Source organism: Streptomyces synnematoformans (genome assembly GCF_039531005.1).
In the GTDB taxonomy this organism is placed as follows: Bacteria; Actinomycetota; Actinomycetes; order Streptomycetales; family Streptomycetaceae; genus Streptomyces; species Streptomyces synnematoformans.
In genome coordinates this window covers 1-15,254 of the sequence record NZ_BAAAPF010000174.1, presented here as the reverse complement: position 1 = coordinate 15,254, position 15,254 = coordinate 1, and the positions used below count along the sequence as shown (strand labels likewise).

Sequence of the window (15,254 nt, the reverse complement as noted above, 5' to 3'; positions counted from 1 at the left end):
CGGCCGCAGCGCGGCCGGACGGGGCGTAGGGACGCACGGGAGCGCGGCTCCGGCTCCGGGGCCGGGTCCGGGTCCGGTTCCGGTTCCGGGGCCCGCTCCGGCTCCGGGGCGGCCGCGGCGCGGCGCGGCGGGCGGCTCTCCGCCGCGCTGGTCGCCGCCGCCGTGCTGCTCGGCTGCTTCGCCGCCTTCGCGGCCGTGCAGGCCAGCGGCGGCGACGACCCGGCCGCGGAGAACGCGGCGCTGGTGGACGCGGCGCTGACCAGCGAGGTCAAGGGCGGTGTCGGGGAGGCCGTGGAGGCGGTGTTCTCCGTCGACTACACCGACGTCGGCGAGAACGAGAAGGCCGCCCGTGCGTACCTGACCGGCGACGCCGTCGAGCAGCACCGGCGGATGCTCGGGGACCTGCGCAAGCAGGCGCCGAAGCAGAAGCTCGTCCTCACCACCACCGTCACCGACTCGGCGGTGGAGCTGGCCGACGACGACGCGGCCCGCGTGCTGGTCTTCGCCGACCAGCGCAACACCCGTACCGACACCGACGAGACGTCGTACGGCGCCGCGATGGTCGCCGTGGACGCGGTGAAGGACGGCGACAGGTGGCGGATCTCGAACATCGACACCTTCGGCTGACGGCACGACGACGACCACCGCACCACCCGACCCACTCGCCGCCGGGAGGCAGGTTCATGGCTTCACTCAGCAGACTGCGCCGCAGCGTGGCGACGGCGGCGCTCGCGGCGGCCGCGATGGTCGCGCTGACCGCGTCGCAGGCGCCGGGCGACGAGGGCGGCCGGGTGCCGGACGGCGGCGCCGAGGACCGGCTCGACACCGTCCCCGTGCTGCCGCCCGGCACGCCGGGCGACGGCCAGTACCACACCGAGATCCCGCCGCTGCAGGGCATGGACCCGGTCGTCGGCACGCAGCCGACGCCGCCGGCCGTGGTCGAGCGGCAGGCGGGCGTCCCGGCCACCGTGCTGGCCGCGTACCGGCAGGCGGAGCGGCGGCTGGCGGCGAGCGACCCCGGGTGCGGGCTGGAGTGGGAACTGCTGGCCGCCATCGGCAAGGTGGAGTCCGGCCACGCGCGCGGCGGCGCGGTGGACGCCGACGGCACCACCGTCACCCCGATCCTCGGCCCGGTGCTCAACGGCGACGGCTTCGCGCACATCGCCGACACCGACGGCGGCCGGTACGACGGCGACACCGGCTACGACCGCGCCGTCGGGCCCATGCAGTTCATCCCGTCGACCTGGGCGGGGTGGGCCGTGGACGGCAACGGCGACGGGCGGGCCGACCCGAACAACGTCTACGACGCGACCCTGGCGGCCGGCCACTACCTGTGCGCGGGCTCCCGGGACCTGCGGGTGCCGGCCGATCTGGACCGGGCGATCCTGAGCTACAACCACTCCCGGGACTACGTGAACACGGTGCTGGCCTGGCTCGGGTTCTACCGCTCCGGCGTGCACGCCGTACCCGACGGCACCGGCGCCCTGCCGGCCAGCTCCGGCGCCGGCAACGCCGGTTCGGTGCCGCCGAAGGGCAGCCGCACGGCGCCCGGCGACCGGGGCGGCGGCATCGAGGTGGGGCCGCGGCCGAGCCCGCCGGGCGGCGGCTCGGCGGCCCCGGGCGCTTCCGGCGACCCGGGCGGTTCCGGTGACCCGGACGGCTCGGGCGGCTCCGGCGACCCGGGTGACGGCGCCGACGGCGGTACGGACGGCTCCGGCGGCGGCGACCCGAGTCCCGGCCCCAGCCCCAGCGAACCGGGCGACACCGGCGGCTCCGGCGGCACCGAGGACCCGGGCGGCGACGCGGGCGGCACCGGCGACGCGGGCGGCACGGGCGACCCGGACCCGAGCGAGCCCGGCGACCCGGACCCGAGCGACAGCTGCTCCGCCGACCCGGGCGAGTCGCCGTCGCCGAGCCCGACCGACTCCGGCGCGTCCCCCTGCCCCGACGACTCCACCTCGCCGGACCCGGACCCGGGCACGACCTGACACGCGCCGACGCGTCACCGCCGGTCGCCGGCGCAGCCGGGACCGGCGGGGTGCCTACGCCGTCCGCTCAGACCAGCGTGGCGTTCAGCGTGATGTTCTCGACGCCCGCCAGCGCCTTGCTCACCGGGCAGTTGGCCTTGGCGTCCGCGGCGGCGGCCTGGAAGTCCTCCTCGGACAGCCCCGGCACCTTCGCCTGCACCGTCAGCACGATGCCGGTGATGCCCTCGCCGGGCTGGAAGGTGACGTCGGCGCTGGTGTCGAGGGCCTCGACCGTGTAGCCCTTGCCGGCCAGGCCGTGCGAGAAGGCCATCGAGTAGCACGCGGAGTGGGCCGCCGCGATCAGCTCCTCGGGGCTGGTCTTGCCGCCGGGCTCGGCGGAGCGCGCCGGCCAGCTCACGTCGTACGTGCCGATCTTGGAGGATTCGAGGGCGACGGTCCCCTTGCCCTCCAGCAGGTTGCCCTCCCAGTGGGTCTTCGCGGTGCGGGTGGTTGCCATGGCGGTCAGCCTCCGAGTCTGGAGCGAAAGACGGTACGTGCCCAAGTTATCGGTGCCGGCGGGGCGGGGTGTGCCCGGGCCGCGCCCCGGCGCCCGCGTGGCGCAGATCACAAGCCGGGCGGGAAATAGCGGGGAGTGCCTCCCCGTTTAGCCAGTGTCCGAAGAAAACGGGGAGTCAGTCCCCGGAAGTCACCAGGGAGGCAACCATGGGCACGGGCAAGGGCGCCACGCTCCCCGGCCAGCGGCAGCAGCGGCAGCGTCAGCCGCGGCTGCGCGCCGACGCCTCCCGCAACCGCGAACGGATCATCGACGCCGCCCGGGAGGCGTTCGTGGAGTGGGGCCCCGACGTCCCGCTCGACGAGATCGCCCGCCGCGCCGGCGTCGGCAACGCGACGGTCTACCGGCACTTCGCCGACCGCCGCGAGCTGATCCTCCAGGTGACCCTGGAGTCCATGCGCCGCGTCACGGCCCTGGCGGAGGCCGCGCTCACCGACGACGGCACCGAGCCGTTCGAGGCGCTGCGGCGCTTCGTGCACCGGGGCGCCGACGAGCGGATCGGGTCGCTGTGCCCGCTGCTCGCCGACGGCTTCGACGCGGCGGCGCCCGAGGTGGTCGACACCCGCAACCGGCTCGACACCGCACTGGAGGACCTGATGGCGCGGGCCCGCGCCGACGGCACCCTCCGCGACGACGTCGGCGTCGGCGACCTGATGGTCGCCCTCGCCCAGCTCACCAGGCCGCTGCCCGGGCTGGAGTGCGGTGTGGAGTTCGACACGTACGTGCACCGGCATCTGGCGCTGTTCGTCGACGGTCTGATGAATCCTGCCAGGTCAACGCTGTCCGGCAGCGCGGCCACGTTCGAGACGCTGCGGCGGAGAGGCACGTGAGGAACCGGAAAAATGAGGTGATCTGCGAGCCGTGAGTCTGTTCTGATCATCGGGACTCTTCTGCCGCTTCCGCGCCCCGCGCGGTGATGTGCACCAACGACGTTATCGATCAACCCCTGAACTCGAATGGTGGGTACCCCCATGCCAGAAACGGCACTGCAGCCTGATCCGAGGCGCTGGAAAGCCCTCGCGTTCATCGCTGTGGCCCAGCTGATGGTCGTCCTCGACGCGACCATCGTGAACATCGCGCTGCCCTCCGCGCAGGAGGACCTCGGCATCTCCGACGGCAACCGCCAGTGGGTCATCACGGCCTACGCGCTCGCCTTCGGCGGCCTGCTGCTCTTCGGCGGCCGCATCGCGGACCTCTGGGGCCGCAAGCGCACCTTCGTCACCGGGCTCATCGGCTTCGCCGCGGCCTCCGCGCTCGGCGGCGCCGCGACCGGCCAGGCCATGCTGTTCGGCGCCCGCGCCCTGCAGGGCGTCTTCGGCGCGCTGCTCGCGCCGGCCGCGCTGTCGCTGCTCGCCGTCCTCTTCACCGAGGGCAAGGAGCGGGCCAAGGCGTTCGGCATCTACGGCGCCATCGCCGGTGGCGGCGGTGCCGTCGGTCTGATCCTCGGCGGCGTGCTGACCGAGTACCTGGACTGGCGCTGGACGTTCTTCGTGAACATCCCGTTCGCCGTGGTCGCCGTGCTCGGCGCCATGGCCGTCATTCACGACCCGAAGGGCAGCAGGAACCGCTCCTCGCTCGACATCCCGGGCGTGCTGCTGGCGACCAGCGGCCTGGTGGCGCTGGTGTACGGCTTCACCCGGGCCGAGGCCGAGGGCTGGACCGACACGCTGACGCTGGTCATGTTCGTCGCGTCCGTGGTGCTGCTGGCCGCGTTCGTGGCGGTGGAGTCCAAGGTCAAGAACCCGCTGCTCCCGCTGCGCGTCCTGCTGGAGCGCAACCGCGGCGGCGTCTACCTGTCGCTCGGCCTCGCGGTCATCGCGATGTTCGGCGTCTTCCTGTTCCTCACCTACTACCTGCAGATCGTGAAGGGCTACAGCCCGGTCAGAACCGGCGTGGCCTTCCTCCCGATGATCGTGGGCATGATCGTCGGCTCGACGCAGATCGGCGCCCGGCTCATGACCCGCGTGCAGCCGCGGCTGCTGCTCGCGCCCGGCTTCCTGGTGGCCGCGCTCGGCATGCTGCTGCTGGCCCAGATGGAGCCCGGCAGCTCGTACGCCGCGCTCGTCCTGCCCGCGCTAGTGCTGCTGGGCCTCGGCCTCGGCACGGCGTTCATGCCGGCCATGTCCCTGGCCACCTACGGGGTGCAGCCGCGCGACTCCGGCGTCGCCTCGGCGATGGTCAACACCTCGCAGCAGGTCGGCGGCGCCATCGGCACCGCGCTGCTGAACACGATCGCGGCCAGCGCCACGACCGACTGGATCTCCTCGCACGCCGCCGAGGCCCGCACTCTGGGCCGCGAGGGCTTCGCGAACTCCGCGGCCGTGCACGGCTACTCCACCGCGATCTGGTGGGCGGTCGGCATCCTGGTGGTCTCCGCGGCCCTCGCCTACGGCCTCGTCACCACCCGGGCCCAGTCCGGGCACGAGGTCACCGGGGGCGACGGCACGGATGCGCAGGACGAGGTGCAGGCTCCGGTGATGGTCCACTGACCGCGCGGACGCACTGACTCGAAGAAGAGTTCAGGGCTGGGCGAAGGCCCCTTTCCGTTCCTCGGGGGGACGGGAAGGGGCCTTCGTCGCGTCTCGCCACCGTCTCGCCACCGTCTCATCGCCGTCTCACGGCCGTCTTGCCACTGGCTCGCTCGCCACTGCTCGCCGCCGCTGTCTCTCCGTGGTTTCGGCGTGTGCGCGGTGCCCCGTGCCTGCCGGCCGCCTCAGCCGAGCTGGACGGAGCGCTTGGCGAGCCCCATCCAGAAGCCGTCGATGACGCTGCGCTGCGTGGGCAGGTCGTCCTCGGCGGCGCCGAGGGTGACGAACAGCGGGGCGAAGTGCTCGGTGCGCGGATGGGCCAACTGGCCCGCGGGCGACTTGTGCGCGAAGTCCAGCAGCGCGTCCACGTCCTGCGCCGCCAGTGCCTCGCGGCCCCACGCGTCGAACTCCGCCGACCACGCCGGCGGCCCGCCGCCCGGGTGCCGCAGCGCGGCGAGGTTGTGGGTGAAGAAGCCGCTGCCGACGATCAGCACCCCCTCCGCGCGAAGCGGCGCGAGCCGGCGGCCGAGCGCGAGCAGCCGCCCGGGGTCGAGGGTCGGCATGGAGACCTGCAGCACGGGGACGTCGGCGTCCGGGTACATCTCCACCAGCGGCACGTACGCGCCGTGGTCGAGGCCGCGGTCGGGGAAGTCCTGCACGCCGTCGCCGGGGGTGCGCAGCAGCTTGCGTACGGCGTCGGCCAGCGCGGAGGCGCCGGGGGCGGGGTAGCGGACGCGGTAGTAGTGCTCGGGGAAGCCCCAGAAGTCGTAGACCAGCGGGACGGTGGCGGTGGCGCCGAGGGCGAGCGGGGCCTCCTCCCAGTGCGCGGAGACCACGAGGATCGCGCGCGGGCGGGGCAGCCCGGCGGCCCAGGCGGCCAGCTCGGCGGGCCAGACGGGGTCGTCGGCGAGCGGCGGGGCGCCGTGGGAGAGGTAGAGCGCGGGCATGGTGGGCATGGTGGTCACCGCCTGAAGTTTAGACTTCAATCAACCATACCCGCGCTCGGCCGGCACTCCTTCCCGGCCACCGCTCTGCCGGCACCCCCCGGCTCGATGGGAGCGCCGGCTCGATCAGAACGCCGGCTCGATCAGAACGCCGGCTCGATCAGAACGCCGGGTCGATGAGCGCCACGGACTGCAGCGCGGCCGCGCGTGCGGCGTCGTCGCCCACGTCCAGCGCGGTGTCGACGAACTTGATCGCGTGCTCGTCGCCGTGCGCCGCCGCCCGGGTCAGCAGCTCCTCCGCCGCCTCCGCCGCGTCGCCCGCCGCCGGCGGCGCCGGGTCCCGCTCCGCCGGCAGCGGCTCGGCCGGCCCGTACGCGGCCGTCACGGCGGCGCTCGCCGCCCACGCGGCCGCGTAACTCGGCGCCCACAGCTCGCGGGGGAGCGCCGGCAGCGCGCGGAGCACGGCGTTCGGCGCCGTCGCCGCGTGCACCAGCATCACCGGCTTGCCGCGCCCGTACGCCGCATAGCGGTGCACCGCCGCCCGCACCAGCCCCGCCAGCGCGGCGCGCGCCTCCTCCGGCGTACCCGCCGGGGCCAGCGCGCCCACCGCCGCCGGCCAGCCCGGCTTCGACTCCGGGGTCAGCTGCGCCAGCCGTTCGCGGATGCCGCCGGCCTGCGCCGGCACCGCGGGCAGCCCGGCCAGCTCCGCGTCCGGCACCGCGGTGCCGGCCGGGACCGGGGCGCTGGGCAGGCGGGCGTAGCGGGCGGCCCAGTAGCCCAGGGCGTGCGCCAGCTCGGCGGCCCGGGGCGCCGAGGGCGCCGCGCCGGCGGCCTCCGTGTCCTGCAGGGTGCGCACGGCGTGGCCCGCGCGGATCACGGTGTGCGTGGCGGCGCCGGCCAGCCCCGGCAGCAGCCGCGGCCACCACTCGGCCAGCACCTCGCGCCACGGGCGGGCGTCGAGTTCCCGGGCGAAGTACGCCGGCCAGTCGCCCAGCCGCGCCGGGTCGCCGAGCGCCTCGTGCCAGGCGGCGGGGTCGATGGGCCGGGCCTCCGGCGGCATGTCCTCCAGCTTGTGGCGGTAGCGGTCCAGCCAGCGGTGCACGGTCGCGGCCCGGTCGCCGTGCACCAGGGCCTCGACGGCCATCGGCCCGTGGTTGGTCAGCCAGCCCATCCGCTCGGGCCCGGCGGCGTGCAGCCGCTCCAGGGCCTCGTCGAGCACCCCGCTCGCGTCACCGCCGCGGGTGCTGCCGCCCGGGCCGGTCTCCGTACCTGCGTCCTCACGGCTCGTATCCATGCCGGCGACGCTAGGCCGCCGCTGTCCGGTCCGTAACGGGCGCGGGTCCTAGACCCCCGCGGGGCTCTCCTAGGTCTCCGGACCGAGGCGCGGACCCGGGACATGACCCGCACTTTCCGGCCGCGGGAGCAACCAGAAGGCCGCGCACACCGTCTTCCCCAGGGCAGGGCGGGCCAGGACGGCGGTGCCCAGGGGGGAAAGGCTCCGATGTCGGATGTGACGGACATCTCACGAAACCGCGGCGGCCGGCACCGGCGCAGAGCCGCGCCGGCCTCCGGCCGCCGGGTCTGACCAGGAGTCCCTCCGGCCCCGTACGAGCGGCGGAGGCGGGCTGCAGGCGGGCAGGGTACTGCAAGATCACGAAAATTGGCGTACCCGCGGGGAATTCTGTCCGGATTCCCCACGTTGGACAGGGTGGAACGGGCACCCGGTAGGTGCCGGACCACTAGGAGAACCCACTCGTAAGGGAGCACGCATGGCAACCCGTGCCGTCGCCCGCCGCCAGGCCGAGACCCCGGCCGGCTCGGCAAGCAGCGCCCGCGGCGCTCGCGCCCGGAGCGGCGAGATCGCCGACCGCGACCTCGTCGGGATGTACCTCGACGAGATCGCGCGGACGCCGCTGCTGGACGCCGCGAAGGAAGTCGAGCTCTCCCTGGACATCGAGGCCGGCGTCTACGCCGGGAAGCTGCTCGCCGGCGAGGCGAAGCCCGAGGCGGCGGACGCGCCGAGCGCGTCCGCGACCCGGGAGGAGCTCGAAGCGATCGTGGCCCAGGGCGAACGCGCCAAGGACCTCTTCATCCGCTCGAACCTGCGCCTCGTCGTCGCCGTCGCCCGCCGCTACCCACGCAGCGGGCTGCCGCTCCTCGACCTCATCCAGGAGGGGAACGCCGGCCTGGTGCGCGCCGTCGAGAAGTTCGACTACAAGAAGGGCTTCAAGTTCTCCACGTACGCCACGTGGTGGATCCGCCAGGCCATCACCCGTTCCATCGCCGACCAGTCCCGCACGATCCGGCTGCCCGTCCACCTCGTCGAGGAGCTGGGCCGCATCCGGCGCGTGCAGCGGGAGTTCAACCGCGAGCACGGCCGCGAGCCGGAGCCCGCCGAGGTCGCCGCCGAGCTGGGCTCGACGCCCGAGCGCGTGACGGACGTCCTCGACTGGGCCCGCGACCCGGTCAGCCTCAACATGTCGGTGGACGACGAGGGCGAGACCCAGTTCGGCGACCTGCTGGAGGACACCGGCGCGGACTCGCCGGAGGACTCGGTGCTGGTCATGATGCGCCGCGAGGAGTTGGAAGACCTCATCGGCCGGCTGGAGCCGCGCACGGCGTCGATCATCAAGGCGCGGTACGGCATCGAGGACGGCCGCGAGCGCACGCTGACCGAGGTCGGCAAGCAGCACGGCCTGACCCGCGAGCGGATCAGGCAGATCGAGAAGCACGCGCTGGTCGAGCTGAAGAAGCTCGCCCGCGACACGGGCTTCGACGCCGCCGCGTAACGCGGCGGCCCGCCCGCCCCCTCAAGCCGCCCCCGGTGTCTCCCCCCGGCACCGGGGGCTTCCGCATGCGTACGGGGGCGGGGCGGAGCGGGACGGGGGCACGTCGGGTCAGGATCCGGCCACGTCGTCGATCATGTAGGCGGCGGACGCCAGCGCGAGGACCAGGTACAGGCCCGGGAAGGCGATGTTGGAGAAGACGCGCGCCCGGAGGTGCGCGCCGACCGCGCCGACGAAGAACAGGACCAGGCCGGCGCCCGCGGCGACGCCGAGCCACGGCACCGCCGCCAGCCCCACGGCGAGCCCGGCGGCGCCGGCCAGCTTCAGGGTCGCCAGGTAGGGCAGCGCGCCCTCGGGCGTACGCACCTCCGCGGAGTTCTTCAGCACGAACCCCGCCCGGGCGTAGTCGGCGACGGCGATGAACGTGTTCGCCGCGATGCACACGATCACGGCGGTGAACAGCGCGCCCCTCATACGTGACGCCTCCCGGGCACGGCGCGGGCCCGCGGCGGCGGCCCCGCGCAGGCGTGGATTCCCCCGGCGGCCGCGGGGCGCTCCCGCCGCGTCGTCCGGAACCAGACGGTCTGTACGCTCATGGGTGGGTCGATTCCTCGGGTGGTCGGCTTGCGGAACACGAGATCGGTGGTCTCGTCCGTCCCGACGTCCCAGGCCGTGGAGAGGTGACACCCGGTGGTAGCGGTTGCGGAAGCGGAGTTCGAAGCGGCCCGGCCGCAGCTGACAGCCGTGGCGTTCCGGCTGCTCGGCTCCACGCACGACGCCGAGGACGCCGTGCAGACCACCTGGATCAGGGCCTCGACCACCGACACCGGCGACGTGCGCAACCCGGCCGCGTGGCTGACGACCGTGCTCACCCGGGTCTGCCTCGACCACCTGCGCCTGCGGCGCCGCCGCCGCGAGGAACCGCTGCTCGCGGACATGATCCCGGACGCGGAGGTCGCCGCGGACGAGCACTGCCTGCGCCGCGAGCAGGTCTCCCGGGCACTGCTGGTCGTCCTCGACCGCCTCACCCCGCCGCAGCGCGTCGCCTATGTCCTGCACGACCTGTTCGCCATGCCGTTCCGGGAGGTGGCGGAGACCCTCGGCACCAGCGAGGTCAACGCCAAGAAGCACGCCAGCCGGGCCCGCCGCCGCATCGGCGGCGCCGAGCCGCCGCCGGCGGGCGCCGGGGACCCGGCCGTCGTGGACGCGTTCCTCGACGCGGCCGCCGGCGGTGACGTCGACCGGCTGCTCGCCCTGATGGCCGACGACTGCGTACGCACCGCCGACCCCGCGCTCCTGCCGCCCGGCGCGCCGACCGTCGTCACCGGCGCCGCCGCGGTGGCGGGGGAGACGAGGTACTTCACCGACCGGATCCTGGCCACCACCCGGATGCTCGTCGGCGGTCGGCCGGCCCACGTCATCGCCCCCGGCGGCCACGCGCTCGCCGTCGTCGACATCACCACCCGGGACGGGCTGGTCACCCGGATCGACCTCACCCGGGTCCAGGCGGGCACGCCGCTGGCGATGCCGTAGGAGCCGGGGCGGGGTCCGGGGGCGGGGTCAGCGAGCGGCGGTCTGGAGATCCGCCGCAATGAGCGCGACGGACTCGCCGACCGCGTCCAGCGCCGCCGCTCGTTCCGGGTCCGTCATGCGGGCCGGTCCGTAGGTGACCACGGGGTCGAGGACCCGGAAGCCGACGAACTCCAGCATCCCGCGGTGGATGTGGAACAGGAAGTCGTCCATCGGGCCGAAGGCGCCGTCGGGCCGGAACGACTCACTCGGCCCGCCGGTCGTGAACAGCAGCATCGCGCGCTTCCCGGCGAGCGCCGCCTCGTCGAAGAACCCGTGGTCCCCGCCGAAGACCGCGCCCATCACGAAGACCCGGTCCACCCATCCCTTGAGGACGGCGGGCAGCGAGAACCACCACATCGGGAACGACAGCACGAGCAGCTCGGCGGCGAGCAGCCGGTCGAGGTGGGCCTTGACGCCCGCGTCGAGCGTCCCGTCCCTGACCGCGCGCATCTGTTCGGCCTGCGGCTTGAAGTGGCCTCCCTCCACCGGTGCGAACTCCTCGCGGGTGAGGGCCGGGGCCCACGCCTCGGAGTAGAGGTCCAGGACGTCGACGCGGTACCCGGCGGCGCGCAGGGTCCGGGCCGCGGTGGTCATCTGGGCGGTGCTGAACGAGTGGGGCTCGGGGTGGGCGTGAACGATCAGAGCGGTGGGGGCGGCAGCGAAGGTCGACATGAGGAGATCATATCGACGTATCGCGATTCGTCAATTAGATGGTGGTGTCGATCGCCTGTGCCACCTGCGCCAGCCGCTGGTCATCGCGCCGATAGTGGGTCCACTTGCCCACCCGGGTGGGATGCACGAGTCCCGCCCGCTCCAGCGTGCTCATGTAGCTGGAGACGGTCGACTGGGCGAGCCCCGACTTCGCCTGGATGTGCGTGACGCACACCCCGACCGACCGGCGGTCCGCTATCGGCTCGTACTCGCCGAAGTGCGCCTCGGGATCCTTCAGCCACTGCATGATCTGCAACCGGGCGGGGTTGCCGAGGGCCTTGAACACCTCGATGAGATCACCCGCACCCGAGCCCGCCGCTCCGGTCATGAGCCGCCCCTCTCGCCAGACACCCCGACACCTCACGATATCTCGATATCTGGTGAGCCGACGGGTGGGCGGCCGGCCACCGTCAGCGGGTGCTCCCGGCCGCGTAGCGCAGCAGCACCGCGCCCGAGGTGAAGGGGCGCGTTTCCAGCAGCTCCAGTCGCACGTCGACGGACTCGAAGAGCCGCGCGCCCCGGCCCACGACGACGGGGAACACGAACAGGCGGTATTCATCGACCAGCCCCTCGGCGATCAGCTCGTGCACGAGCCGCACACTGCCGGTCGCCACGATGTCGCGGCCCGGCGCCGCCTTGAGCGCGTGCACCTCGTCGGCCAGCGGGCCGCGGAGCACGGTGGAGTTCTCCCAGGCGGGGTCCTCCAGGGTGCGGGAGACGACGTACTTGTCCACGGCGTTGAGGTAGTCGGACACGCCCGTGTGGTCGTCCTTCTGGTCGGGCCAGAAGCCGCGGAACGCCTCGAACGTGTTGCGGCCGACGAGCAACGCGTCGGCGGCCTCCCTGTGTTCGGTGGTCGCCGCGGTGATGTCGGACTGGTCGACGTCCTGGTTCAGAGGGTCGAACCATCCGCCGGTCATGTCGATCACACCGTCGAGCGTGATGTTCTCGGTGACAACGAGCTTGCGCATGTGCAGTCTCCCCTCGTGTGCCGTCCCTCTATAGACAGCCCCCGGCACGCGAAATCGTCGCAAGCGCGCCGATGGCGGAATCGTGACGGGGCCCGGGATTGATCTCAGCGTAGGGGAAGTCGCCAGGTCAGCGCCGCAATGAAACCCCATCGGGTGCTCGTTTCCCCGAACCGGCATCACCGTCGGCAGGCTCCGACCTGACCTGACCGCCGGACAGGACCTAGTCCCGCGGCACCCGGCCGGTGGCGGGACCGTAGAGGTCGGTGTACGAGGGGAAGACGCCGCCGGGGCCGTCGACGCCTTCGGCGGCGCGCAGCGCCCTGGCCACGGCCCGGGTCAGGACGTCCGCCCCGGCCGCGAAGACCTCGTTGAGGGCGCCGGCCTCCTGGTGCACCGCGAACGCCGGGTCGGCGGCGACGGCGTCCGCGGGCAGCAGCGGACGGGCGCCGGTGGCCAGCGCGAAGACGGTGTCGCCGTCGGAGAGCAGGTGCGCGGGGCGTACGGCCCGGGCCAGGCCGTCGTGCGCGGCGCCGGCCATCTTCTGCGCCTGCGCCTTGCCGAGGGCGGCGTCCGTGGCGACGACCGCCAGCGTCGTGTTCAGCGGCGGCCGGGCCGACGCGGCGAACCGCCGCGCGGTCTCCTCCCGGGCCTCCGCCAGCCGCCGCACCGCGGCCGCGTGCACCTCCGGCTCGGGAAAGCCCCGCACCCGAACCCCGGGCCCGCCCTCGGGCCCGCCCCCGGGCCCGCCCTCCGGCTCGTCCCCTGGCGAGGAGCCCTCCGGGGGGACCCCCCGCCCCCCATCCCCACCCCTTGCCCCGTCGGGCTTCGCCGCCCCGCCCGCAGCACCGCCATCGCCATCGCCATGGCCGTCTCCGACGCCGCCGCGGTCGCCGTCGCCTCCGCCGCTGCGGTGGCCGTCCCCGCCGTCTCCGACGCGGCCGCCGTCGAGCAGCTCGGCGTACAGCGCGCCCGTGACCGGGTCGACGCCGGAGCCGGCCGCGTTGACGACCGCCAGCGCGGCAACCGTGGTGCCGGACGGCAGCACGGTGCTCGCCGTGCCGACCCCGCCCTTCATCGCCCCGCACACCGCTCCCGTGCCCGCGCCGACGTTGCCCTGCGCGACCGGGGCGCCGGGCGCCGAGGACGCCGCCGCGGCGGCGGCCTTGCGGCCCAGGGCGTCGCCGGGCCGGGCCCGGAAGTCACCGCCGCGGCCCAGGTCGAACAGCGCCGCCGCCGGCACCACCGGGACCACCTGCGCCGGGTCGGGACCCACCCGGAAGCCGCGGCCCTGCTCCTCCAGCCAGGCCAGCACGCCGGACGCGGCCGCCAGCCCGTACGCGCTGCCGCCCGTCAGCACCACGGCCTCCACCCGCTGGACGAGGTTGCGCGGGTCGAGGGCGTCGGTCTCCCGCGTGCCCGGCCCGCCGCCGCGTACGTCCACGGAGGCGACGGCGCCGCCCTCCGGAGCGAGCACCACCGTCGTCCCGGTCAGCCACCCGTCCCCGGTCCGCGACGCGTGCCCGACGCGCACCCCCGCCACGTCCGTGATCCCGTCCACGCCCATGCGACGCACCCTAACGGGCAGCCCCTGGCACCGGCCCCGCGGCCGACACCGCGGCCGGCTCCGCGACGCCGTCGTCCCGGTGTCCGCGCGGCGCGGCCGCGTACCCTGGGGCGTATGAGCACCGAGCCGGAGAACCCCCTGGTCTTCGAGGACCCGCTGACGCGGCAGAGCCGGGACGACACCGACGAGGGCTGGGGGGAGCGGCCCGCCGCCGAGGGGAGCACGGCCGACCTGGCCCGCTTCCTCGACGAGAAGCCGCCGCACCACCTCTGACCCAGCCCGGGCACAGCCCGGACCCGGCGCCGCCGTGCATCCTCCCGTCGCCCGGCAACCGGCCATATCCGCCAGGACGATGGCGACCACCCCGGGCATCTGACCGTGATGCGTTGGGCGACCAGCACGCCGTCCCCGCCAGCCCAGGCGTCCGGCTCGGGCAGCGCCGCTACCTCTGCGTCGGCAACGTCCCGGGGTCGACGCTCGGCGCGGAGCCGTCCCGGCGGGCCACCAGCTCGTCGCGGATCTGCGTCAGCAGCTCGACCTCCGTGATCTCCGCGGGCGTCTCCTCCACCGGCGCCTTCGCCGCCTGCCGCTCCCTGAGCCTGTTCATCGGCAGGACCATCGCGAAGTACACGACGGCCGCGGTCATCACGAACGTCAGCGTGGCGCTGAGCACCGGGCCCCAGAGGATCGCGACGCCCTCGGTGACCTCGCCCTCCGGGCTGGTCGTGCAGACATCGCTGAAGCACGAGTGGTACTTGTCGAGGTTCTTCGAGCCGAAGAGGCCGACGACGGGGTTGATGACACCCTTCACCACCGCGTTGACGATGTTCGTGAACGCGGCGCCGATGACGACGGCGACCGCGAGTTCCATCACGTTCCCGCGCATCAGGAACTGCTTGAACCCGGCGATGACGCCCTGATTGTCCGAGGTGCTCCCGGCGCCCTGCGTGCTCAATGCCTTTCCTCACTTCGTTCTCGACGGGTCGGCCGACCCAGCAAGGTATGGCAGAGATACGGAAGGATTGTCCAATCCTTCCACTCGGGCCGGTGACGGTCCGCGCAGGTGTCGTCATCGGAACGTCACCGCCAGCCCTCGTTCGGCCGCCGCGCCGGCGAGCGCCGCGGCCGTTGCCCGCGGCACGGACAGCACCACCAGCGTCCCGTCGTCCCACCCCGTCGGTTCCGGTGCGCCCCACGGCGACCGTCCCTCCGGAACCACCGGAACGTCCGGGGCTGCCGACGCGTCCGGGCCCGCCGCCGACTCCGCGGCCCCGGTCGTCCCCTCGGTCTCCGCAGCCCCCGGCTCGTCCGCCCGCGATTCCACCCCTGATCCCGCCCCCGACTCCGCATCCGGCGGGTCCGCCGTCCCCGGGATCTCCGCCACGCGGGCCGCCCGGACCACGGTCCGCGCCGGGGCGCCGTCCTTTCCGCCCACGGCCAGCACGTCCACCACGTCGCCCGGCTCCAGCAGCCCGGCCACCCCGGCGTCCGCGATCCGCACCGGCGCCAGCACCTCCCCGTCCCCGGCCTCCGCGCTGCCGTCCGCGCCCCGCGGTCCGGCGGACACCCCGCGGGCGTCGCCGTGGGCACCGGGCGCGGAGCCGTCCGGCGCGGCGGCGGGCGGCGGGCGGTACGGG

Annotated in this window: 17 protein-coding genes; 7 read left to right on the top strand and 10 right to left on the bottom strand. The window is 74.4% G+C overall.

From position 1 onward, the window contains the following. Both ABD317_RS23100 and ABD317_RS23095 read left to right on the top strand, forming a co-directional pair. Nucleotides 1-627, top strand: a 627-nt coding sequence (locus tag ABD317_RS23100; protein ID WP_344291837.1) for a hypothetical protein, incomplete at its 5' end; no start/stop codon positions are given. Between the two features lie 56 nt (nucleotides 628-683). Beyond that, on the top strand, nucleotides 684-1,988 hold the full coding sequence (locus ABD317_RS23095; RefSeq protein ID WP_344291836.1) for a lytic transglycosylase domain-containing protein: 1,305 nt from the start codon (nucleotides 684-686) through the stop codon (nucleotides 1,986-1,988). Nucleotides 1,989-2,055: 67 nt separating this feature from the next. On the opposite strand, the gene ABD317_RS23090 is transcribed toward ABD317_RS23095, so the two are convergent. Then, complete coding sequence (locus ABD317_RS23090; RefSeq protein ID WP_027754651.1) at nucleotides 2,056-2,484, bottom strand: OsmC family peroxiredoxin; 429 nt, start codon at nucleotides 2,482-2,484, stop codon at nucleotides 2,056-2,058. Nucleotides 2,485-2,690: 206 nt separating this feature from the next. Here ABD317_RS23090 and ABD317_RS23085 point away from each other — a divergent pair, with 206 nt between their 5' ends. After that, nucleotides 2,691-3,371 carry a TetR/AcrR family transcriptional regulator gene (locus tag ABD317_RS23085; RefSeq protein ID WP_344291835.1) on the top strand — a complete coding sequence of 227 codons (681 nt, stop codon included), beginning with the start codon at nucleotides 2,691-2,693 and terminating at the stop codon, nucleotides 3,369-3,371. 141 nt (nucleotides 3,372-3,512) lie between these two features. Further along, on the top strand, nucleotides 3,513-5,030 hold the full coding sequence (locus ABD317_RS23080; protein ID WP_344291834.1) for an MFS transporter: 1,518 nt from the start codon (nucleotides 3,513-3,515) through the stop codon (nucleotides 5,028-5,030). A gap of 224 nt (nucleotides 5,031-5,254) precedes the next feature. On the opposite strand, the gene ABD317_RS23075 is transcribed toward ABD317_RS23080, so the two are convergent. Both ABD317_RS23075 and ABD317_RS23070 read right to left on the bottom strand, forming a co-directional pair. Continuing rightward, the gene (locus ABD317_RS23075; RefSeq protein WP_344291839.1) at nucleotides 5,255-6,025 is read right to left on the bottom strand and encodes a dioxygenase family protein; all 771 of its coding nucleotides are present in this window, start codon (nucleotides 6,023-6,025) and stop codon (nucleotides 5,255-5,257) included. A 148-nt stretch (nucleotides 6,026-6,173) separates the two neighbouring features. After that, nucleotides 6,174-7,307, bottom strand: coding sequence for a questin oxidase family protein (locus tag ABD317_RS23070; RefSeq protein ID WP_344291833.1), 1,134 nt, complete (start codon nucleotides 7,305-7,307; stop codon nucleotides 6,174-6,176). Nucleotides 7,308-7,782: 475 nt separating this feature from the next. On the opposite strand from ABD317_RS23070, the gene ABD317_RS23065 reads away from it, so the two are divergent. Continuing rightward, nucleotides 7,783-8,802 carry a sigma-70 family RNA polymerase sigma factor gene (locus ABD317_RS23065; RefSeq protein WP_027754646.1) on the top strand — a complete coding sequence of 340 codons (1,020 nt, stop codon included), beginning with the start codon at nucleotides 7,783-7,785 and terminating at the stop codon, nucleotides 8,800-8,802. Between the two features lie 108 nt (nucleotides 8,803-8,910). Here the strand turns inward: ABD317_RS23065 and ABD317_RS23060 are convergent, their stop codons facing one another. Continuing rightward, on the bottom strand, nucleotides 8,911-9,273 hold the full coding sequence (locus tag ABD317_RS23060; RefSeq protein WP_027754645.1) for a DoxX family protein: 363 nt from the start codon (nucleotides 9,271-9,273) through the stop codon (nucleotides 8,911-8,913). A gap of 216 nt (nucleotides 9,274-9,489) precedes the next feature. Here ABD317_RS23060 and ABD317_RS23055 point away from each other — a divergent pair, with 216 nt between their 5' ends. After that, nucleotides 9,490-10,332: a sigma-70 family RNA polymerase sigma factor gene (locus tag ABD317_RS23055; RefSeq protein WP_344291832.1), complete on the top strand. Its 843-nt coding sequence runs from the start codon at nucleotides 9,490-9,492 to the stop codon at nucleotides 10,330-10,332. Between the two features lie 27 nt (nucleotides 10,333-10,359). Here ABD317_RS23055 and ABD317_RS23050 read toward each other — a convergent pair whose 3' ends face one another. The 4 genes from ABD317_RS23050 to ABD317_RS23035 all read right to left on the bottom strand — a co-directional run bounded on the left by ABD317_RS23050 (nucleotide 10,360) and on the right by ABD317_RS23035 (nucleotide 13,617). Then, the gene (locus ABD317_RS23050) at nucleotides 10,360-11,043 is read right to left on the bottom strand and encodes an NAD(P)H-dependent oxidoreductase (RefSeq protein ID WP_344291831.1); all 684 of its coding nucleotides are present in this window, start codon (nucleotides 11,041-11,043) and stop codon (nucleotides 10,360-10,362) included. A gap of 34 nt (nucleotides 11,044-11,077) precedes the next feature. Beyond that, nucleotides 11,078-11,410 carry an ArsR/SmtB family transcription factor gene (locus ABD317_RS23045; RefSeq protein WP_344291830.1) on the bottom strand — a complete coding sequence of 111 codons (333 nt, stop codon included), beginning with the start codon at nucleotides 11,408-11,410 and terminating at the stop codon, nucleotides 11,078-11,080. A gap of 82 nt (nucleotides 11,411-11,492) precedes the next feature. Next, nucleotides 11,493-12,053 carry a dihydrofolate reductase family protein gene (locus tag ABD317_RS23040; RefSeq protein ID WP_344291829.1) on the bottom strand — a complete coding sequence of 187 codons (561 nt, stop codon included), beginning with the start codon at nucleotides 12,051-12,053 and terminating at the stop codon, nucleotides 11,493-11,495. 220 nt (nucleotides 12,054-12,273) lie between these two features. Then, on the bottom strand, nucleotides 12,274-13,617 hold the full coding sequence (locus ABD317_RS23035) for a P1 family peptidase (protein WP_344291828.1): 1,344 nt from the start codon (nucleotides 13,615-13,617) through the stop codon (nucleotides 12,274-12,276). Between the two features lie 24 nt (nucleotides 13,618-13,641). Here ABD317_RS23035 and ABD317_RS23030 point away from each other — a divergent pair, with 24 nt between their 5' ends. Then, nucleotides 13,642-13,890 carry a hypothetical protein gene (locus ABD317_RS23030; protein ID WP_344291838.1) on the top strand — a complete coding sequence of 83 codons (249 nt, stop codon included), beginning with the start codon at nucleotides 13,642-13,644 and terminating at the stop codon, nucleotides 13,888-13,890. A gap of 169 nt (nucleotides 13,891-14,059) precedes the next feature. Here the strand turns inward: ABD317_RS23030 and mscL are convergent, their stop codons facing one another. Next, nucleotides 14,060-14,572: a large conductance mechanosensitive channel protein MscL gene (gene mscL, locus ABD317_RS23025; protein ID WP_344291827.1), complete on the bottom strand. Its 513-nt coding sequence runs from the start codon at nucleotides 14,570-14,572 to the stop codon at nucleotides 14,060-14,062. Between the two features lie 114 nt (nucleotides 14,573-14,686). Continuing rightward, nucleotides 14,687-15,254: hypothetical protein (locus tag ABD317_RS23020; protein WP_344291826.1), on the bottom strand; the 568-nt coding region annotated here is incomplete at its 5' end.